Origin of the sequence: Bradyrhizobium sp. CCBAU 25338, assembly GCF_028128965.1 — a bacterium.
GTDB lineage: Bacteria > Pseudomonadota > Alphaproteobacteria > Rhizobiales > Xanthobacteraceae > Bradyrhizobium > Bradyrhizobium liaoningense.
Genome location: NZ_LFKY01000003.1, coordinates 23,320 through 43,495, shown reverse-complemented (window position 1 = coordinate 43,495; position 20,176 = coordinate 23,320). Strand labels below are relative to the sequence as shown.

9 protein-coding genes and 8 pseudogenes are annotated in these 20,176 nt (G+C 59.5%); 8 read left to right on the top strand and 9 right to left on the bottom strand.

The genetic code is table 11. From position 1 onward, the window contains the following. Nucleotides 1-136 precede the first annotated feature (136 nt). Nucleotides 137-1,227 (top strand): annotated as a pseudogene (gene istA / locus ACM42_RS38635) (IS21 family transposase); the annotation flags it as partial. A gap of 669 nt (nt 1,228-1,896) precedes the next feature. On the opposite strand, the pseudogene ACM42_RS38470 reads toward istA, so the two are convergent. From ACM42_RS38470 to ACM42_RS05360, 3 genes and pseudogenes are all read right to left on the bottom strand, one after another. Further along, nucleotides 1,897-2,055: pseudogene (locus ACM42_RS38470) on the bottom strand (recombinase family protein); the annotation flags it as partial. Between the two features lie 303 nt (nt 2,056-2,358). Then, nucleotides 2,359-2,646 (bottom strand): recombinase family protein, encoded by a 288-nt coding sequence (locus ACM42_RS05365; protein WP_225129194.1) that lies wholly within the window; start codon nt 2,644-2,646, stop codon nt 2,359-2,361. A gap of 107 nt (nt 2,647-2,753) precedes the next feature. Continuing rightward, nucleotides 2,754-2,927 (bottom strand): hypothetical protein, encoded by a 174-nt coding sequence (locus tag ACM42_RS05360; protein ID WP_157785360.1) that lies wholly within the window; start codon nt 2,925-2,927, stop codon nt 2,754-2,756. Between the two features lie 231 nt (nt 2,928-3,158). Between ACM42_RS05360 and ACM42_RS38630 the strand changes: the two are divergent. The 5 genes and pseudogenes from ACM42_RS38630 to ACM42_RS05335 all read left to right on the top strand — a co-directional run bounded on the left by ACM42_RS38630 (nt 3,159) and on the right by ACM42_RS05335 (nt 9,628). Beyond that, a pseudogene (locus ACM42_RS38630) lies at nt 3,159-3,841 on the top strand (ATP-binding protein). A 1,195-nt stretch (nt 3,842-5,036) separates the two neighbouring features. After that, entirely contained in the window at nt 5,037-5,678 is a 642-nt protein-coding gene (locus ACM42_RS05350; RefSeq protein WP_225154091.1) for a GNAT family N-acetyltransferase, read from the top strand. A gap of 430 nt (nt 5,679-6,108) precedes the next feature. Beyond that, nucleotides 6,109-6,255, top strand: a pseudogene (locus tag ACM42_RS05345) (IS5/IS1182 family transposase); the annotation flags it as partial. A 383-nt stretch (nt 6,256-6,638) separates the two neighbouring features. Beyond that, nucleotides 6,639-8,564, top strand: a complete 1,926-nt coding sequence (locus ACM42_RS05340; protein ID WP_225154085.1) for a ribonucleoside-diphosphate reductase subunit alpha — start codon at nt 6,639-6,641, stop codon at nt 8,562-8,564. Further along, nucleotides 8,555-9,628, top strand: coding sequence for a ribonucleotide-diphosphate reductase subunit beta (locus tag ACM42_RS05335; RefSeq protein ID WP_225154084.1), 1,074 nt, complete (start codon nt 8,555-8,557; stop codon nt 9,626-9,628). The genes ACM42_RS05340 and ACM42_RS05335 overlap by 10 nt, the downstream gene beginning before the upstream one ends. A 1,178-nt stretch (nt 9,629-10,806) precedes the next feature. Here the strand turns inward: ACM42_RS05335 and ACM42_RS05330 are convergent. The 5 genes and pseudogenes from ACM42_RS05330 to ACM42_RS05310 form a co-directional block, all read right to left on the bottom strand. Continuing rightward, entirely contained in the window at nt 10,807-11,580 is a 774-nt protein-coding gene (locus tag ACM42_RS05330; protein ID WP_225145055.1) for an outer membrane protein, read from the bottom strand. A 1,142-nt stretch (nt 11,581-12,722) separates the two neighbouring features. After that, the gene (locus tag ACM42_RS05325; protein ID WP_014490241.1) at nt 12,723-12,974 is read right to left on the bottom strand and encodes a DUF7662 domain-containing protein; all 252 of its coding nucleotides are present in this window, start codon (nt 12,972-12,974) and stop codon (nt 12,723-12,725) included. Nucleotides 12,975-16,548: 3,574 nt separating this feature from the next. Further along, nucleotides 16,549-16,806: pseudogene (locus ACM42_RS05320) on the bottom strand (transposase); the annotation flags it as partial. Between the two features lie 217 nt (nt 16,807-17,023). Further along, a pseudogene (locus tag ACM42_RS38625) lies at nt 17,024-17,128 on the bottom strand (hypothetical protein); the annotation flags it as partial. A gap of 8 nt (nt 17,129-17,136) precedes the next feature. Further along, the gene (locus ACM42_RS05310) at nt 17,137-17,346 is read right to left on the bottom strand and encodes a hypothetical protein (protein ID WP_100213412.1); all 210 of its coding nucleotides are present in this window, start codon (nt 17,344-17,346) and stop codon (nt 17,137-17,139) included. 526 nt (nt 17,347-17,872) lie between these two features. Here ACM42_RS05310 and ACM42_RS05305 point away from each other — a divergent pair. Next, nucleotides 17,873-18,007, top strand: a pseudogene (locus ACM42_RS05305) (transposase); the annotation flags it as partial. 716 nt (nt 18,008-18,723) lie between these two features. Here the strand turns inward: ACM42_RS05305 and ACM42_RS05300 are convergent. Next, a pseudogene (locus ACM42_RS05300) lies at nt 18,724-19,020 on the bottom strand (integrase core domain-containing protein); the annotation flags it as partial. A gap of 768 nt (nt 19,021-19,788) precedes the next feature. On the opposite strand from ACM42_RS05300, the gene ACM42_RS05295 reads away from it, so the two are divergent. Beyond that, nucleotides 19,789-20,070: a DUF3892 domain-containing protein gene (locus ACM42_RS05295; protein ID WP_370057846.1), complete on the top strand. Its 282-nt coding sequence runs from the start codon at nt 19,789-19,791 to the stop codon at nt 20,068-20,070. The last annotated feature ends 106 nt before the right edge of the window (nt 20,071-20,176 follow it).

Genomic DNA, 20,176 nt, shown 5'->3' with positions numbered 1-20,176 from the left:
AGCCGCCACCGATCTGATTCGGCAGCTCCGCCCCAGACACGACAGGGAAGTTGTCCGGTAACATTTTTAGCCAGGCAATGCGGCCCTCGACGTCACGAGGAATTGCCCCCTCCTTGGATAGCCGAGGAGAGAGCGAATGAACGAGGAACGAATCAAAGGCTTGTCGTGGAGTAATCCACGGGGGCAGGTGATGAATACGCCAGATGACGTGGCGGAGATGTTGCATCTGAGGGTGTGTGGGTGAGGTCTAAAGCGGATTGCGCGCCAGCTGGGCTGCAGACGGTGAAGGACTACGTGGCGCGGGTGGGTGTAGCCGTTCAAGTCGCCTGAGCGGGCGAAGCGGGTCATGGCCTTGAAGGCTGGCTGCGCGAGAGGTTCATTCGACATCGCGGCAATGCGGATGCGGTCCGTCACGACCTGTTGGCCGAAAACGGCTTGGCGGTCAGCCGGCGAACGCTGCGACGCGCCGTGCAACCCTACCGCCAGGCACTGAAGGCCGAAGCGCTGGCGACGACCCGGTTCGAGACGCCCCCGGGGCGGCAGCTACAGATCGACTTCGGCGAGCGTCTGGTCGATATCGGCGGGGCGAAGGTCAAAGCATTTGTGTTCGTGGCGACCCGCGCCGAAAAGCAAGAGCACTGGTTCGCTGGGCTCGAGAGCCATTCACGACCTTCGATGGCGTGCCGGAGGAAGTGCTGAAGGACAATCCACGCGCGCTCGTGGTGCGCCACGGCAGATGAGCCGGTCGGTTCAGTTTAACGACAAGCTCATCACGTTCGCGAAGCATTGGGGCTTCCGTCCTCGCGCCTGCGCACCGTATCGGGCGCGCACAAAGGGCAAGACGGAGAATGGCGTCCGCTACGTGAAGAAGAACGTGATCGCGGGGCATTCCTTCGCGAGCTGCGAGGCATTCGAGACGCATCTCGCCGAGTGGGAGGGCGGGGTGGCGAACGTACGTATCCACGGCACGACGGGCGTGGCGCCGATCACTCGCTTTGCGTGTGACGAGGTACACCGTGACGGTCGCGGCTGGCGAGGTGCGCATCCGCCATGGCATGCGCGAGGTTGCAGTCACAAGCAATCGGAGGATCGCCGGCCGCGGATCGTCGAGTTCGCCCACCTCGACGGGGTTGCCTGTCGCGATGGCGCGGTCTGCCAACCAGCAAGCGCGACACCGACAGTGCCGGCGCCTTCACCACTGCCTCGTTGTTACGTCCTCTTGCCGAATACGAAGCTACGATCCTGTTGCGCGTCGCAGCTGTTGCACCCGGACTTTCCCAAGCTCTCTTGAGTTCGGAATCAAGCGCAAGTAACCGATCGCGATCGATGTCGCTCAACGTCATCTCCGGCGTAGCCAACAACGTGTCGCGCTCGCCCTCAAGCTCGCGGACAGCGACCAGGCGTTCGTTCCAGCGCCGCTCCAGCTCGCCGGCAACAAGACGATTGTCCGAATCGACAGCCTCGTATCGCCGACGAGCGCGAGTTGCCTCGTAGCGTGCCTGCTCCAGAGTCAACTCGAGCTGACGCAGCTTGTCGGCGTGTTCACGGCCGCGCGCTTCCATGGCCGCCAGCGCCGCCTGTATACCCAGCGGCTGCAGCCGCGCGATGACCTCCGCGCTGATCGCGCGATCCGCGCGCAGACCGCCTAATGAGATGCACGGGTCTCCACCATGGTTGATCTGGCTACCGCGGCAATGATACCGCCCGACAGTACTGTGCGTACCGCTGTAGGTAACGTGAAGTTTGCGGCCGCAGTGGCCGCAACGAAGAACCCGCGAGCAGGCCTTCGCCGCTGCGAACCGAGCCTCGACTCATGAAGCTTTTTCCGTTGGCGTTGTCGGTGATCAGGCCCTGATTCTTCTCGAACTCCGCCCACGTAATGTAGCCCTCATGGTGGTCCTTGATCAAAACCTCCCAGTCGTTGCGCTCGCGCCGGAAGCCCCGCACGATCCTCTTGCGGCCGGCCTCGATCGTCACCCGACTGCCCGAGCGCCCGAAGACATAGGCGCCAGCATAGGCGGGATTGGTCAGGATGTGGTAGATCGTATTGTACACTGGCAACTTCCATTCGACGTGGCGGCCCTCGGGGCCATGGCCGCCCCCCGGGCAAAGTGATTCGCTCCTGCCGTAAGCAGAGGTGGACCTGGCGCGGTGTCTGCATCTCGGCAAACTTGGTGAACACGAGTGCGAGCGCCTCCTGAATGCGCCGATCAGGGTCCTTGTCGATCCGATCGTTGGAGACCTTGAGATAGCCGATGGCGACGTTGAGGAAAAGCTCACCCCTGCGTGCCTTCTGCTCCAAGGCTTCAAGCGAGCGTTGCCGAACGATAGACAGCTCCATCTCGCTCAGCGTGCCTTTCATGCCAGCAGAAGGCGATCGTTGGGATGGCGAGGATCGTCGACGCCATCCTCATCGACGATCAGTGTTCCAACGAGCCCGTAGAACTCCAGGAGCGTATGCCAATCCCTGCCGTTGCGCGCCAGCCGAGAGGCCTCACTCGAGACCACAGCGCCAACTTGCCCTTCGCAAATGGCGGCGAGCAGCTTCTCGAAACCGGGACGCGCGGTGCCGCCACCAGAGCGACCGAGTTCGTCGTCGATTACGGCCACCTCGCTCCAGCCCAGCTGCCGGGCAAGGTCGGCCAAGCCGTACTAGCGGCGCTCGCTCTCGCGGTTGTTGATGACCTGGTCTGCCGTCGACTGGTGAACGTAGACGACGGCCCGGCGAGCAAGGTGCTCAGGCGTGATATTGCTCACCGCCGTCCTCCCGGTTTCACGTCATGTGCCTCGACTGCGCTGTCGGTGAGCGCTTCGCTCAGAATCTCCTTTAACAGCTCGAGCATTTGCTGTTGGGCTTCGATTGGAATGCTGCTGTATGTCGGATGGCTCTCAAGCAGATCCCCCTGACGACGTGATGCGTCCGCCATGACGGCCTCCTCGCGAGTTGGACGATTCCCTGGAAGAGGAGGCTAAGAGCGCCTCGACAAGAAGACGCGCCTCCAGTAGACGATCCACCGGAAGCTGCGGATCAGCTTTGAGATGGAAGGAAGCGGCGGCGGGAGCCGCCATCCATGCCGGCAGCAGCGTTAAGGTGGCGTCAGGTTGTCTGATAACAAAATGCGTCTCACCCCCAAGCCGCTTGCAGGAGACAATGACGACTGACGCTCCGCATCGCGGATGGAACGGGTAAAGGATCTCCAGCTCAGATCCCAGACACCCGGCATTATGACGCTGGTCCGCCAGGCGTCGGCAAGACGCACCTGTCGATTGCTCTCGGGCGAGAGGCGATCCTGGCCGGGTACACGGTGCAGTTCACCACGGCAAAGACGCTGGTCGCGGGCCTCGCCAAGGCGCACGGCGAGCGGCATCTGGACGAAAAAGTGCTCGCGCTGTCGAAGCCAAAGCTACTAATCGTCGACGAACTCGACTACCTGCCCCTGAACCCGACGCTGCGCATCTGTTCTTCCGGCTGGTCAGTCGCCGTTACGAAACCGGCGCCATGCTGATCACGTCGAACCGCAGCGTTGCCGAATGGGGCACCGTGTTTGCCGATCCCGTGGTAGCCACCGCGATCCTCGACCGGCTCCTGCACCACAGCCACGTGCTGACGATCCGCGGCGACAGCTACCGACTCCGCGCCAAGAGCTCATCAAACCGCCGACCGCCGGTGACGGCCGTCCGGTCGGCTCCGCCTCCCTCCGTCCCGTCACCGGCGGAAGCGACCATCAAACGTCCGATGGTGGGGCAGTTCTTCATGACGAAAAGGGGGCAGTTCCGGATGGCGTTCGACAGACTATGCTCAAGGTTGAACCCGGGCCAACTCAGCATCAAGGGCGGATAGATCCCTACCCATTCTGGGGAGGTCTTCGCTACATTGCCTTCTGATATGCTGCCCCGACTACAGTTTTCCAAGACAGAACGAAACAACATGACTCACCACGTGGATCTCGGACCTGGTGTGGCAAGCATACCAGCGCCAAGAAATCTTCCAAACCGTTCCGATCAGGGAGTGAGTTGGAACAAGACCTATGAAGCCATCAACGCTTGTGGCCAAAAACCTCTTTTACGAGAATTACTCGCGCAACTACGCCAGCCTGCTGTCTTTCCCACTATGGCAAGGATCGCGGCGGATACAACTGACCTGGGCGTCAAGTTCGACGACGGCACGACAGCAACGTTTTCGCTCGATAGAGCTAACGCCGTTGTGCGAGCGATCGACACGCCTGACGATCAATCAAGGCACGAAAGCTCTCGCGCGATCCCAAGTTGCGTTGTTTAGTAGGTCGACGGCGGCAGCGTCGTGGTATCCAGTCGCGTTGCCTTGATCCGACAATCGCGAATCGCGGCGATGATGCGCCGAGAGTTGTTGGACACAAGAACATCAAGGAGCGCGGACAGCATGCGATAATTGGAAAGCCGCTGTACTACGCATATGAGTCTCGCAGACGAAAGCTCTCTCTGCCGGTGACCGCGGACACGACGTTGGCAATGGAGGTTTCGCACTTAGCATGTGTTTTGACCAAGAAACTTACGAGAACCGCTCAATACGAGACGAGGTGATGATTCCCTGCCTAGTCTGGACCTCGACGCGCGACACTTGGCTAGCTGTTTGCTCGTGCCGGAGCCCGGTTCAGGCAGCCATCGCCCGATGTTCGCCATGCCCTGACTTCTTCGCACTTGCAATCTCAAAGGCGTCCTCATGTCATTCCCTTCGCGGACGGTTGCAGGCTGCCGAACCGTGTCGACCTTGAGAACGTCGGAGCTTCCTTTGGGAAGGGCGGGGCGGGTTCCAGATAGGGCGTGGAAGCGCAGAAGCTCGCCAGGAATATGTAGATCCAAGCATTGCCGACCAAGGAGCCTTCGTCCGAAGTGGCCGTCAACGTCAGCCGTCTGAGACAGGCGGAGATCTCGGAAGGGAAACCAAATGCACCCGGCGGGTCCCCGTCGGTGCATCCATTCCGCTCACCGTCAGACGCGTCGATGCCATGCTCCTCCTTGGAAGGCCAATGCCAAAACAGAGCCCCGAAAACGGCATCATGACAGAGGAATCAGATATCAGATCTGCGAACGCAAACATTCGTGCAAGCACTGTCTGGACCATTGTGCTCGGCTTTGCCGCGGATCCGTTGATGCGTTGGAGTTGGCCTGACCCAGGGCAATACCTTAGGAGCATGCCTCAGTTCATTGACGCCTGTGGGGGCCGAGCATTTGCACATGGCACAGCCTACGTCGCGGGAGAGATTCGTGGCGCGGCCCTGTGGCTGCCTCCCAACGTGCAGCAAGATGAGGAGGCATTGGATGCAATCATGGCGCTATCCCTGCGCCCGGAGATTACCGAGGATATGGCACACTTGCGGCGGAGAATGGCCGAACATCGTCCCCACGAGCCACATTGGTATCTGCCACTCATTGCCGTCGATCCGAACTGGGTCGGAAAAGGGCTTGGCACGTTGCTGATGAACTACGCCCTTCAACGATGCGATGAGGACGGCATTGTTGCCTACCTCGAAAGCTCGAACCCTGAAAACATTCCCTTTTACCAACGTCACGGCTTCAAGGTCGTTGGTGAGATACAACACGGTTCTTCGCCGCCGCTCACGCCAATGTTGCGAACGGCTTCATTCCCACCCAGCAAGGCCGCGCCGCCGGATCGGCTCGTCACCCAGACTCAAGCATAGCTCATCCCGTTAGGATTGATTGCCAATAACCTGACATGACCGCGTTCGGTCAGGACGGCTTATGTTCGCGGCCAGACAACTGAGCACGTGAGGCGGCTCGCCCGGCCTGCGAAAAGCATACGAATCGCCTCTTCGGCAAAGTTGGCACGTCTGATGTGAGAGCTGGCGGGGTCAAATCCACTAAGCGTGGGACATTGCCACGGGCGGCTGCATCGATTGCGGTCGGGCTCCAGACAATTTTTGATCTAAGGGCCACAGAAAGCGATGAATGGCGAGACGCGTATGGCTACCGAAACCCGATCCGGCCCAACTCAATTCGCGGACCGCGAACCGATCGATGCCAACATTCAGGATGTCCAGGGTTGCTGTTCCCCTGTTGGAGAATTTGCGACGCCACTTCCAAAGGCTTGAGCACATCTTGGCCGATCGCAGGCGCTCGGTCGTCGAGCGCACCTTTGCGTGGCTCGGCAGATGTCGGCATCTCTGCAAAGACTTCGAAGGTTCCGCCGCTACCGAGCTCGCCTGGCCGCTCGTCGCCCATCTGAGGCTCCTAACTCGCCGATTGGCCAGGCCTTGAGACATCTATGCTTTTTGAGTGAGGCTCTCAGGACAGGCGCTCGGCGAATTTCGAACCTCGACCTCGGGGCTGCTCCAACTGGTTAACTTGACTGTGCCGTCTTGACGAGTCTGGGCAACGGCTTCTATATGTGGTGTCGTCGTGGTTTTCAATTCGCCTATATGGTGGCACGGAGTTAAGGGGAACCCATTGTGCCGGCAGCGGCTATTCCGAGGCATTAGCGCGACAGCGCTGGGAAGACCCGCGAGCCAGGAAACCTACCGCGACAGAACCCATGTCCTCGGGCGGGGTGCCCGGTGGGTCGCTTGCAGCCGGGGACATTGGCCGGGTCTCCTCGCAAGTCGTCCGCACGGTCCCAGCCCCCAAATATCACGGGGTTGCCGATGTCGGCGTCTTACGATTTCGATCAGTATGGTCATCTCATTGAGCTGCCGAGTGTGCGGCAGCCCTCAGCGCAGGCAAAGGTCTTGTGCAGCCCCCCAGCATTGCCGGCTCCCCTGCCGAGGCCCCCCGCGCGATCGCCAACTCCGTCTGACCTTTCGCTCGATCGGTCGCGCGACGACCTGCTGACCTCGTTTGGTAGGCTGACGCTGACCGACCGCTATCTGCTCGCCGGCGAAGGCCTCCAGGACATGTTCGCCCGAGTGTCTTGCGCCTTCGCGGACAATGTTGCGCATGCCCAACGTCTATATGATGCGATGTCTCGGCTGTGGTTCATGCCGGCCACACCGGTGCTCTCCAACGGCGGCACGACGCGCGGCCTTCCGATCTCGTGCTTCCTTAACTCAGTGTCGGACTCGCTCGAAGGCATCGTCGGCACCTGGAACGAGAACGTCTGGCTTGCTTCCAATGGCGGCGGCATCGGCACCTACTGGGGTAATGTTCGCTCAATCGGCGAGAAGGCGAGGGGCGGCGTCACCTCGGGCATCATCCCGTTCATCCACGTCACGGACGGCCTCACGCTGGCGATCAGCCAGGGCTCGTTGCGGCGCGGCTCGGCGGCGGTCTATCTCGATATCCACCATCCCGAGATCGAGGAGTTCCTCGAGATCCGCAAGGCGTCTGGTGACTTCAACCGCAAGAGCCTCAACCTACATCACGGCATCAACGTCACCGACGAGTTCATGTGTGCCGTGGGCGCCGGCACCGCATTCGCTCTGCGCAGCCCGAAGACTAACGAGGTCGTCCGCGAGATCGATGCCCGCCAGCTGTGGCAACGCATCCTTGAGAACCGGCTGCAGACCGGCGAGCCTTATCTCTTGTTCATCGACACCGTGAACCGTGCGCTCCCCAAGCACCAGCGCGAGCTCGGCCTCAAGGTCTCGACCTCCAACCTGTGCAGCGAGATTACCCTGTCGACCGGCATCGATCATCGCGGCGAGGAGCGCACCGCGGTGTGCTGCCTGTCGTCGCTCAACCTCGAGACCTGGGACCAGTGGAATGAGGAGCCCGGCTTCATCGAGGACGTCATGCGCTTCCTAGACAACGTGCTCACGCACTTCATCACGGTGGCGCCGGACGGAATGAAGCGTGCCCGCTACGCCGCCCTGCGCGAGCGCTCCGTTGGCCTCGGCGTCATGGGCTTCCACTCGTTTCTCCAGGCCAAGGGCATTCCAATGCAGGGTACCCTGGCCAAGTCATTCAATCTGAACATGTTCCGAAAACTTCGTCGCGAAGCCGATGCGGCATCCGTGGCGCTCGCTCGCGAGCGTGGCCCGTGCCCGGATGCCCTGGAACGCGGCGTGATGGCGCGCTTCAGCCACAAGATCGCAATCGCGCCGACCGCCTCGATCAGCATCATCTGCGGCGGCACCAGCGCCTGCACTGAGCCGATCCCGGCCAACATCTACACCCACAAGACGCTATCCGGCGCCATCTCGGTGCGCAATCCGCACCTCGCTAAGGTGCTGGCCGCGAAAGGCGCCGACACCTCGGCGACCTGGGAGTCGATCATCGCGCACGACGGATCGGTCGCCCATCTCGACGTCCTGTCGGAGCACGAGAAAGCGATCTTTCGCACCGCCTTCGAGATCGACCAGCGCTGGATCGTCGAGCTTGCCGCCGACCGCGCCGCGTTGATTTGCCAGAGCCAGTCGATCAACCTCTATCTGCCGGCCGACGTCGATAAGTGGGACCTCCACATGCTGCACTGGACGGCGTGGAAGCGTGGGGTGAAGAGCCTCTACTACTGTCGATCAAAGTCGATCTCGCGCGCGGCGTTCGCCGGCAAGATTGCCGGGGATGCAACGCCGACGCAGCAGCCGGCGCGGCAGCGCACCGACTATGAGGAGTGCCTCGCATGTCAGTGATCGATCTATCGCGCGCCGATCCGCGCACGTTGATCGGCAAGGGACGCGTCGGCCTCCTTGACTCGACCGGCAGCTACGACGTCGATCGCTATGCCTGGGCTTACGAGTTCTGGAAGCGCCAGCAGCAGACCCACTGGATGGGCGAGGAGGTGCCGCTCGGCGCCGACCTCAACGACTGGGCTTCGGACCGCGTCACCGACAGCGAGCGCGCGCTGCTCACCCAGATCTTCCGTTTCTTCACTCAGTCGGACATCGAGGTCGGCGACAACTATTTCAAGCGGTACATTCCGCTCTTCCAGCCACTCACCGTCCAGATGATGATGGCCGCTTTCACTAACATGGAGACGGTTCATATCGACGCCTATGCCCTGCTGCTCAAGACGCTCGGTATGCCTAAGACCGAGTTCGAGGCATTCCGCGGCTATGCGCAGATGCGCGCCAAGGCGGACTACATGCACGAGTTCGGCGTCGACAGCGTGGCGGATGTCGCCCGTACCCTGGCGATGTTCGGCGCCTTCACCGAAGGCATGGCCTTGTTCGCCAGCTTCGCCATGCTGCTGAACTTCCCACGCCACAACAAGATGAACGGCATGGGACAGATCGTAAGCTGGTCAGTGCGCGACGAGAGTCTCCACTGCGAGGGCATCATCAAGCTATTTCACGAATGGCACCGCGAAACCGGCGCGGTGACGCGCCCCGTCCGCGACGACATTGTCGACGTAGCCAAGACCATGGTGAAGCTGGAGGAGAACTTCGTCGAGCTCGCCTTCGGCCTTGGCAAGATCGAGGGCATGCTGCCTGAGCATATCCACGCCTACGTCCGCTACGTCGCCGACTGGCGACTGGCCCAACTCCGGATTGCCCCGGTCTTCGGCTTCTTCGAGGCGAAGGAGGGCGGGTTCACCCAGCTCAAGGCGCATCCGCTGCCGTGGCTCGTCGAGATTCTCAATGGCGTCGAGCACGCCAATTTCTTCGAGCAGCGCGCCACGGAGTACTCCAAGGCGGCGAGCCGCGGCAGCTGGGACGGCGAAGACGGGGTGTGGGCGACTTTCGGCCGTATCTAGCCCATTTTATTCATGCTAGCGGCATTGACAGCGGCAGGCGCCGGTAGTCGTCGCCGTCACCCGCCAGCATGACAAAGGCATAGAACCGGACCTCCTCATCGTGGCGTCTTGATTGCAGCGCGACAAAACCGGACACACAGATGGTTTGTTGGGTTAAGCCGGTACATGCGCTCCATTGCTGATGGCGGCTAGGGTTTACAGTATTTCCGCAGGTCGGTGAGGTGGGTCTCATGAAGTAAATCAGCGCAACACGGCTACGCCCTTGAGCAGACGAATGTTCTCGATGATCGCCACGGCCGCCCCCCTCGTAGGGCTAGAGGGGATTACTATCACGCAATCGGAAGTTGTAAAGAGGGCAACCCTGTCAAAGGGGGGCATCTTCATTGCAGCCCGGTCGGATCAGGCAAACCGATTTGTTCTTCATCCCCCTTCGCGCTTGATTTCGTCGCCGACCCACTGACGGTCTTCCTCGGCCGTGGCTTCGCGGAGGTGATCTACTACGAGCAGACGCTGGCAATGCGGCTCGGATGACAGCCGCGTTTCTGTCCTAGCACAAGAGTTCCGCTTCAGCGCTGCCGATCCACCTCTGGAGATTTTGCATCCGCTCTCCGAGGCGCTCCCAATTGATCCGCGCCAGCGGGGGTTCGGCAGGCTGATCGGGCGCAGAGATCGGCAGCGACGATGACGCAAGCCATCACGTCGTCGACGTTATGTCCCACCCTCGCACGAGCGCCGCTTCGACCGCTCGTCGGCCTTTCGTCCGAGGTGGCCAGTGCGGCCGACCGGAACGATTGTAATCGATGACCTGTGTCTCCCTAAGCGAGGGCCGGGTTAACTACGACGGTCGACAAAACTATTTTTTGCCTCATCATTCTCCGACGGCCGGAAAGCCGACGGTGATGCAGGTGGAGGCACGGGGCCGGGAAATCGGCGCAGCCAGCCACTAAGCGGCTGGCGTTCGACCACGGCAGCACGCTTGAGTTCGCCGCGATCTTCGCCGTGGCGCTGCGTCATAACCAGATCAGCCAGATTCCTTTGAACCACGCCTAACCAGCTCGAGCCGATGTACCGACAAGAAGCCGATAGCGCCATTGATGCGAGTCCCTGTTGCCAAGGTTTCTATGCCGCGATGCGGCTCAGATATTGGTGCGAACCCGCGCCATTTTGGCGAAGATCGATCAATAGGTCGTGGCGATCACGCCACCCCACCGGTAGTTCACACGGACCAAGCCGATATCGACGTCCTGACCGATACGGGCAGTCCCTGCAAAAGTGCCCACCGGAACACCCACGAGTCCGGGTGAAAAAAAGAAATCCACATCCCGACGCCCCATGAACAGGTGGTCGTATTCAACGCCGATGGACCAGTTCGGAGCAAAGCCAAATTCAAGGCCCGCCCCTACCGTGCCGCCCCAACGAGTTTCGCTGCCGTTGTCGATAGTGAGCCCGGTCGCAAAATCGGAGACCCGGTATTTGTCACGGACGACTGCAGCCCCACCTCTTACATAGAGCAGCACGTTATTCCAGGCATAGCCGACTTGGCCCGTGAACAGGCCGAATGCATCAAGCGTGGAGTCATCCCGGACGCCTGCGAAAGCAAGGTTCGCGTTGGAGCCCTTGAAATCGGCCCAATTGCCCTGCGCCTCCAGACCGAACACCGAGTTCGCTATTTGCCAGCGGTAGCCGATTTGACCGCCGACCGTGCTTCCCGTCGCATGATGGCACCCCATGCCAACGGGCGGAGCGACGACCACGCCGCCGGCGTTGACCACGTCCCAGCACTGATGCGCAGAGCCGCCACCGCCATTGATGCCGACGTAGAAGCCGCTCCAATCATAGATCGGAATGACCACCGGAGGCGCTTTGACGTAGGAGCGCGCAGCCAGATCAGCGGCTGCGGCAGGCGCGGCCAGCGCGATGAGGGCTACCGTGCCCGCCAGCAATTTTTTCATTCTTCTGAACCCCAGTTTCGAATTCGACGCCCCCGGCGGGGTATTGACGACGATTGGCACGTTTCCGCCACCTCCATCAACTGCAAGGGTTGGTAGTTGACGGGGTCGCAAGCGCCGCCTGAGCGGCCGGTCGATGGGCAAAGTGCATGTCGGGTCGGTCGCGGATGCTGTCCGCCGACTGTTGATTAAGTGGCATGACCCGAAAATGTCTAATCGCGGTTACCCCTCCTGCGCGCCCTTCGAGCACATCAGCATGACAAGAGTCAGCCTCGACAGCGAGTCAGTTTCCTGATTGCAGCTGCTCCGCGTGTCCTCGTTCCGGCCGTATCGACCGTTCGTCGGCCATTGGATGCAAGTGTTCCCGCTTACGGCGAAGCTTCGACGGACGAGCCGCATTCCTCCACTTCGTTCCGGGCGGACGATGCATCCGCAGTAAGACGGAGGCGTGTGTAGGGGCCAGCGATAAGGCTCGGCGGCGCCGCATCGAGTTAAGAGTCCAGAATTTCTTGCTGCGGCTGGCCTTCTCGATCACGGGCTGTACCCTCGTCGATACATAAAATTTGAGCCGCGAAACGGGCCGAGCGACATCCCGAGAACTGGCTATTCCAGGAGCTCTCACAGAACTCCCAGCCGAGTTCGGGATTGAACGACCGCGCTCGGAGCGGCCGACTACGGCACCCATCTCCAACAGCCACGTGAGCCGGTTGCTGGAAGACCGGGCGCCGTGTCGTCTTCGCCTTCATCGTCACCGAGTTCGATGCAGAAGCTGCAACGGCGCAGTTCGGCAAGGTCGCCGATCCGCTCCGTCCCAAACTCGAAGCGGCGATGATCCCTGAGTGCGCTCTCGCGCATCCGAAGCTGAGCAAAGGCGTCAAACGAACGGCGCCTTCGAGAGCTATCGCACGCTCGATCCCGTGGCCCTGCTGGCGGAGATGAGGGACGCCAAGATCGAGCTCGGCACGCGTATCGGCGCCCGGCCGCCCCTTGCTTGCTGCCAACGGAGGGAGAGGCTACTGCGATAAGAAATATCATGTCTTGTCGATACGGGCTTAGTCGTGTCGCGTGATCATTTTCATTCACGACGCATCCTCGATTGTCGAATTAGCGAACCAGGTTCAAGGCATTCGCTTTTGCGGAAAATGCTACCCCCTGCGCCGAAATGTTACTGTCCGCTGCAATCGATTTGGTTCGGCTTGATACCCCGGAACTGTCCACGCAAGGCTGTGACTGTGATTTGTTTTGACGGGGTCTTCGTTGGCCCACCACGCATCATATTCATACGCTGATTTCGGGAGGGAGCGACCGATAAGCATCTCGATGTCGGCAAAGGTCATCTTGAGCGAGGCAGAGCTGTTTGCGACCAGCTTGTCTCTCAAAGGGTTATAGATCGACATCGGGCTCCCCCATCCAACGATCTCATATTATATAGCCAATCCGGACTTTTCGTCACCAATTGCGGATTTTGTCCGATATTTGTCGGTTTTCGTTCGCAGCGGCACTGACGCCGCCGCGACATCATGTCGAGCAGCAGCCACGTCTGCGCCGAAGGCAGGCGGACGTACCACCTTTTACGGCCCTGAACATCGGCCTGAGCGGCTCTCGAGCAATGAAGCTACCGAAACGATATAGCCTATCCGGAGACTTTCGTTCATCTCGATGTGTTAGGCCCGCTGGCATTGGCATATGTTCGAAGAAAAGCGCGAAGCCGTGCCTGCCATTGAGATGCCGGTTTCGGCTCTTGTGCTACAGCATCGCAAGTGGGCCGCCGGTCGGGTGGAGATATCCTCCGGTGGCCCTGACGGTCAGTTTCAATGCGCTGTCATGCTTTTAAGCGGCTAGCGTGGCCGCCATGGATCCGACAGGTGCATGCAGACGCTCGCCCCGCAGCACAGGGGAATTGCGGCTTTACCAGAATTAAGCAGCGCCTCGATGAGGCGACCCAAGCCCAGCAACAGGAACGCTGGTGCTTGAAATCGCCCTCAGGCCTCGGAGCTTCTCGGCGGCGCTCCAACTACTGAGAGCCTCGTGTGTTAGATACGTCGCGGCCAATTCATTCCAGGATCTCACGACCTGATTCCAGCTCTCTTTTCGGGCGGGCAAGAGCTCAAGCATCCTTTGCGCCTTGCGGGCAGCGGCAAACCTCCCGTCTCGCGTAGCGTCTTTCAGAATTCTCCGCACCAACACTTCGGTTCGCTTCCATCCGGCGCCCGTCGATCTATCCTCGGCCAAGGAAGCGAAGTACACTCGAAAGGTCAGGGCACGTTCGGCGGCGATGCCCGATGCCAAGCTTGGCTCGTTCAACCATCGGTAAAGAGACTCGAGCTGCTCCGAGTCGCCGAGCGTGAAAGTGTCATCATCCCCGAAAACCAAGAATGTCGCGAAACCGGCGATCTCAAGTTGCATGCCCAAATCTTGTGAGTCCAGCCAACGCGTGATTGCTTCTAGTGGAGACATAGCTTTGCTCTCCTGTGGGGTTGATCGCGATTCAGCCCGGAGGACACCGCGCGGGTCAACTACAAGAATTTGTAGCTGACGGAAATAAAGAGCTGTCAGGCGTGCCGCCGCTATGGTGTTTCTGCATTGAACGGAGGGATTTCCGAAGGACGGCTGAGCAGCGCCACCCCGCGCCGACGACTTGCAAATTCCGAGCCTCGTTACTCCAAGAGGCGCTTGTTCGATTGGAGAAGATTCGGCGGCTTGCGATATCCGTTGGAACATCAAGGACGAGCCCAACCCCGACCAGCTCGAAGGAATTGACGCTCTGAAGCACGGTCGCTAGGGCAAGGTTGTAATCTTTGAGGCGATCAGCGAACATGACGGATGTGCGGATTGACACTTCGACGTGGGAGCGCGAGTACGGGAAGAAGCCAAGCGGGCGCCGCTATCGGCGCTTCCGGATCATATCGCCCAGTATTGCAGTCAAAGACTATGAATTAAGAACGGAGATCCCAATGACGTTCCCCAGGGCGTGCAGGGGGGCAATAGAAAGGGCGCGGCAACGCGGTTCGGCTCAAATCGTGCTGCTACCGTGAGGGACCCTGACGAGTTTGACGATCGAACGCATGTTTTCCCGAGGGCTGAGACGGAACAAGAGCTTGGGATCACGGTCATAATGGAAAAGTGGATCGTCTCCCAATCCGTCATCAATCCAGCCTTTGACTCTAACGAGAGAGAAAAGACTGGCTAGCAGCTAGGCGACATCTCGCTCTCGACACTCGATCTCGCCGATTGCAGCCGCGATCGCTCGTGAATAAGGGAAGCGACCAAGGCCCGGCAGTTGGTCTCCCCGGTCACAGCAACAGTTCAGCCCTATCACTACAAGGCGCTGCTCCTTCCGAGCCCACCAAATTCGGTAGTTGAGGCGACCGCGGCAGATTTGCAGAGTAAGGCCATCTGTCGATCACAGGGGCGAGGCCGGAGCAAGCTTTATGGCTGGCGTTCAATACTTCGTGTCGCGCCATAAAGGCCGGTGGAAGGTTGCGCTCAATTTTGAGTACTCCGGCCCCTACGCCACTGAGGAAGAGGCGACCGCGTCGCCGTCGACGCCGCGGCAGGGCATGTCGCTCAGGTTCTCGTTCAAAGGGAAACCACCAATTTAGAATCGAGTGGACATATGGCCACGACCCATACCCCCACCAGCCAGCTAATCGCTGACCACATGAGATCGGCGCCGACCTTTCCCGCCACGCCCGCCCCGCAACACCAAAGCGCGTGGCATCAGCAGGGCGGAATCTCACACCGAACACTTATCCACTTTCCGACCGCGCTTCTGAGGCCGGCCCTGTCGAGCGCTGCCGTGCCAGGTTCTGCAGCGGGCGTGCCCTTGGTCTGCGTGGGGAACAAGGCGTTCGTCGCAGGTCAACAAGATCGGCGTCACCGTGAATACTTCAACATCGATACGGGCAAAGCCGAAAAGGTGGCTTTAGATGACGCGGTGTTCACGATCGGCCGTGGGGCATGTGGTCGACGGAAAATTCGAAGAAATCTACAGATACCCTCTGCCTAGTACTTCTTAAAGAGGAGCGGCAAGCCGCTTGAAGTTCCGCGCCTTTCAATCCGCTGAATCTTCACCAACGGTGCGAGCTGGAATCACTGCTTCCTATCACAGTCAAAGGAAACCTGATATGATCCCTATTGAGGAGTCCTTTATTCGAGCGATAACGTTGCTTGGCGGACCAAAACCGACCGAGCAACGGGCTGAAATCGTCCCTCACCTGGATACTACTATAGACTATGCACGCGACGATACCGAGGAGCGCCTAGCCCATAGTTTCAAAGTGATGGCCCTGAACCACCTAGACAGTATCGGTCGAGATACGTCGACCATTGTTGAGGAAAAAATGGAGCTGGCTCTGATCGCCGCCGAAGAATTGATTCTAGCTATCGTCGAGCGCAACCAGCGGGGAATAAGATCCGAGCGATGTCCATGCAGGGAACGTTGCAACTGGGCAATACGCCGGCCGGTGTCGCGATCAAATAAGCATGAGCGAAGACGACCACACCCAAAGACATGCACGCAGCGCCATCAGACCAAGCAATAACCTTCGAAGTCACGGCCGGCGCGTGACTGGAAGTCCTTCGATCGAGGAGTTCATGGTCTACTTGTTCGAGCCCGACGGGAATATAGTGCACTGCGTAAGGCTGATTTGCGCGGATGAGGAAGCGGCTAAGCAGCGAGCACAGCAATCAGCCGAGACCAACAGGGTCGAGCTTTGGCAGCTCACTCGCAAGATTGCGAGCTATCCGTCCCGCGCGAACTAAGGCGCTTAGTTTGCGCAATCCTCGCTCTTATAAGCCCTTCGCCGAAAACGGGCCAGTGCCCGATTAGCTATCTGGGAACGCGGCGTGCTGATCTCATTATGGCCTGGCTGCAACCGCAGCCCACTCGCGAGAGGCCGGATACATTTACGCAGACTGTCGAAGTCGGATCGCCCAAGAGCCTTGCACAGGCGGGGCAGACCATACATTTCGGCAGATCACGTCCTGCAGCATCTCCTTGTCGAGCGACAGGTCCGCGACCAGCTTCTTCAGCTTGCCGTTCTCCTCCTCGAGCTGCTTCAGCCGGCGGATCTCGGTTGGCAGCAGACCGTCATACTTCATCTTCCAGTTGTAATAGGTCGCCTGGCTGATCCCGGCCTTGCGGCAGATCTTCGCCACCGCAACCCCGTCGTTGCCCTGTTTCAGGATGAACGCCTTCTGGGCGTCCGAAACGTTTGAGGCCTTCATGGTCCGTCGCTCCTCCCAGCCGAGGGGATTTACGCAGCGAGAACTCTAGCCAAAATGGTCCAGTTTGCCAGCCGCAGATCACAGTCAACGCGAGGGTTGGTGGCGCGTCTGGGGCGGAACGGTTGAGCATCGTCATCCAGAAGGCCGGCCAACTCAGGATGCAAAAGAGCGAGATCAGGTTGGTCAGACGCTGGGCGGTCCTAAGCTTCGACTCCTCAGCTTTGCAGCCCGATTTGAGGATCTTGTGGAACACCTCGATCTTCCATCTCAAACCATACCATTCCAGCTTCTCAATGGCGTCGGTGCGGGAACCAACAGGCAGGTAGGTGATCAGTTTCCATCGATCTTTCTGTTTTTCGGCGTCCCGCGCTCTTCGGCACGGATCACCGTCAAGGTCAGAGCGGGATAGCGCTTCTGCTTTCCGATCGGCGGCAGGACGCGAATCTTGCGATACCTAACCTCAAGAATGGCCTGGTCGGGATCGTCGTTGCTGTCTCTGACTTCGATGCGATGGAGGCCTTTGACGGCGACCTCGTCCATTTCGTCGGCGATCGTGTGATCCCCATCTCCAGCCAAGCTGGTCGATGCAGGTCCTGATCAGGAAATGAGTTCCGATCTCCTGTGCTGCGCAGAAAAGCTCGTAGATGTCACTTTCGCGATCACCAATATGGATGCATCGTCCCGGATGACCCAAGAGTTGTGTAGATTGCTTGAGATTTTCCAACCACCGGACGCTTTCCTTTTTCTCGATGGGAATCCAGGTCGGATTGATCTTCTTTTTAAGCGCTGCCGTCCCCTTGAATTTCTTCCGGGCCCAGAACTTAACGGCCGCCAACCCCAGCGGCACTCCTTCAATTGTAACCGCGAGGCTCGAATGCATCAGGATGCCGCAAACCGTGTGCGATCTGAGGCGACCTGCCTTATCCCGTCCACTGTTTATGCTTTTGGTGATGCCGATCGCTTCTGACTTCTCGCGTTGATAGCTGAACTCGGTTGTATCGTTGACCTTGCCCCACGGGCTTAATCCAGTTTGAAGTTCGCTCTGGCCCATGACAAGGACCAGAGCATGAAGCGCAGCCGCTTTTCGGACGAGCAGATCATCGGGATTTTGAAGGAGCATGAGGTCGGCGTGTCGGTCGCCGATCTATGCCGCAAGCACGGCGTCAGCGACGCCAGCATCTACAAATGGAAGGCCAAGTTCTTTCAGCGTCGAGCCTTGCGGAAGCGCGCGGTTTCGTCGCGCCTAGAGTAGAATATTAACATTGCAACCGTCTAGGTTGTGTGCGACCATAGGCTTGGGTCTCAGAAACCGAAGACAGCATCAGTGGCCATCAATGGGCCAGCGTGCTAACAGCCCCGTTCGGCGGGGACGGTGCGCCCGTGTCCAAGGGCACCCCAAAAGCACATTGGCCGGTCACGATTACGGTTTCTGAACCCCGGCAGCCAGTCCGCTACCGGCATCAGAGCTAAAAGCAAAATCCATGAACCATCAGCGAATCTCGCGCCGCGTCGTGGCGATCGCTCGCGTCTGTAGTCTCGAAGTTCTGCACGACAACGAAACATCTCAGCAGAGGGCCGACCGGTTGATGGCACCGCACAAGCGGGGCAACCGTTGTCCGTTGTCAAATGATTTGAGGCTGATTAGGCGGCTGGCGAAAGGAGCGTCGGGCTCCTCAGGGGCTAGAGTTTAAGCGGCCTGCACTCGATGCTGCAAGCGAAGGTTGCGTCTCATCGGCGCTATCCTGCTCGAGCGGCGCCCAAGTTGAGCACCCGCAAGCAAGAGTCGCACGGGCGCATGTCCGTCGTCACGACGATCCCCAAGGAAAAGGCGAAGGGGTTTGTTCGCAGGCTCGCTGAAGCTCTTTCCGGCAATCATAGTCAACGGCCCCGGGTTTGCCGGAGGCCATTTGGTTTAAGTTATGCCGCCTTGGCTGGTTGTTCCAGCATGGCGTAGTAGCGTTGCTCGGCTTCGGCCGGCGGGATGTTTCCGATGGGCTCCAGGAGCCGCCGGTTGTTGAACCAGTCGACCCATTCGAGAGTGGCGAACTCGACGGCCTCGAAGCTGCGCCATGGCCCGCGCCGATGGATCACCTCGGCCTTGTAGAGACCGTTGATGGTTTCGGCAAGAGCGTTGTCATAGGAATCTCCGACGCTGCTGACAGACGGCTCGACGCCAGCCTCAGCCAGGCGCTCGGTGTACTTGATGGATACGTACGTTAAAGTGCTGGTCAAGAAAGCTGACGTTTCATCGAAATGACCTTGGCTACCCTACAGGACATGAATTGCCGGAGAGCTGCCTAGTCGAACTCCTTCGCCGCTGATGTTCACGAGTTTAAGTAGGCCTTGTTGACCAGACCGTCGCCGAAGACCGGGGCTGACCGCCTTTGTCCCCGAGAGAGTCGTGCGGCACTCAACCCTCCCACTCTAGAAGCGCGCGTATGCGTGCAGCGATCCGTCGCGCGTCGTTCGGCCTAAGATTGGGCTTCACGCTGTCGAGGATGCCTAACACTGCCCGAGCCTCCTCGGCATCAAATGTCGCGACTTGGCGATCTGCCAGGCTCAAAGACTGATCGGCCGCCCGGGCCTGATTGGCTGCAAGCACCTCAAGCGCTTGCGACCGTAGGGCCGTGATGTGCCGCTCGAATATATGCATCCTTTGGCCCCATGGTTGGGAGTTAGCGGCCACGTGGCTCGGCGCTCAATCTGAGAGAAGAAGAAGCGCTGTCCCTACCACGCGCGCCGCTAACTCCACCGCCAGCTTCGGGGAGGGAAGAAGGCTGTCGGTAGGATACATCCACCGCAAAAAGCCGTGGCACAACTACCAGAACTGGTTGCCGCATCACAGTCACGGTCGCCTGGCAATGGGGGCGCGACTCGGCGCCGAGAAGGATGCAAGGCAACCTACTGGGATTGGTCGGCACACTAACCCACGGCCGAGGTCCACACTGAGGCTCTTTTTTCTTGCAGATGGGAGAGACCCGAGTGACCAGCCGCATACGAATTCAATGCATCAACAAGACTGACAGGCAGAACCCTCACGAGCGAATCAAAAACGTTGGCGGAGTAAACCCGGACGGGTCTAGGTGGAAGCAATCCGTCGATCACACGATCAAAGAAATCGAAAACGGTGTATGGGAGTTCTATGTCGAGGAAAAGCGCACGGCCGATGTGATTGTGGCCGTCCACAACGGGCACAAGTACATCAAGACGAAGGCCGACGGCATTCAACCGGACAATTTGCTTTCACTCCCTGAGTGCCCCTAATTGTCGCAAGGATAAAGTTCATTGGCGATCCGGCTGATCAGTAGTATAATTTTGATAGAGCGCCTCCCGAGAGTCACTTGAAAAGGTTGGACGTGTACGCTCCTAT

Excerpts from the sequence above, each read along its gene's own strand:
- ACM42_RS05350 (WP_225154091.1), top strand. The coding sequence starts at position 5,037 with ATGACAGAGGAATCAGATATCAGATCTGCGAACGCAAACATTCGTGCA.
- ACM42_RS05335 (WP_225154084.1), top strand. The coding sequence starts at position 8,555 with ATGTCAGTGATCGATCTATCGCGCGCCGATCCGCGCACGTTGATCGGC.
- ACM42_RS05330 (WP_225145055.1), bottom strand. The coding sequence starts at position 11,580 with ATGAAAAAATTGCTGGCGGGCACGGTAGCCCTCATCGCGCTGGCCGCG.
- ACM42_RS05360 (WP_157785360.1), bottom strand. The coding sequence starts at position 2,927 with ATGGCGGACGCATCACGTCGTCAGGGGGATCTGCTTGAGAGCCATCCG.
- ACM42_RS05310 (WP_100213412.1), bottom strand. The coding sequence starts at position 17,346 with ATGGACGAGGTCGCCGTCAAAGGCCTCCATCGCATCGAAGTCAGAGAC.
- ACM42_RS05325 (WP_014490241.1), bottom strand. The coding sequence starts at position 12,974 with ATGTCGATCTATAACCCTTTGAGAGACAAGCTGGTCGCAAACAGCTCT.
- ACM42_RS05340 (WP_225154085.1), top strand. The coding sequence starts at position 6,639 with ATGTCGGCGTCTTACGATTTCGATCAGTATGGTCATCTCATTGAGCTG.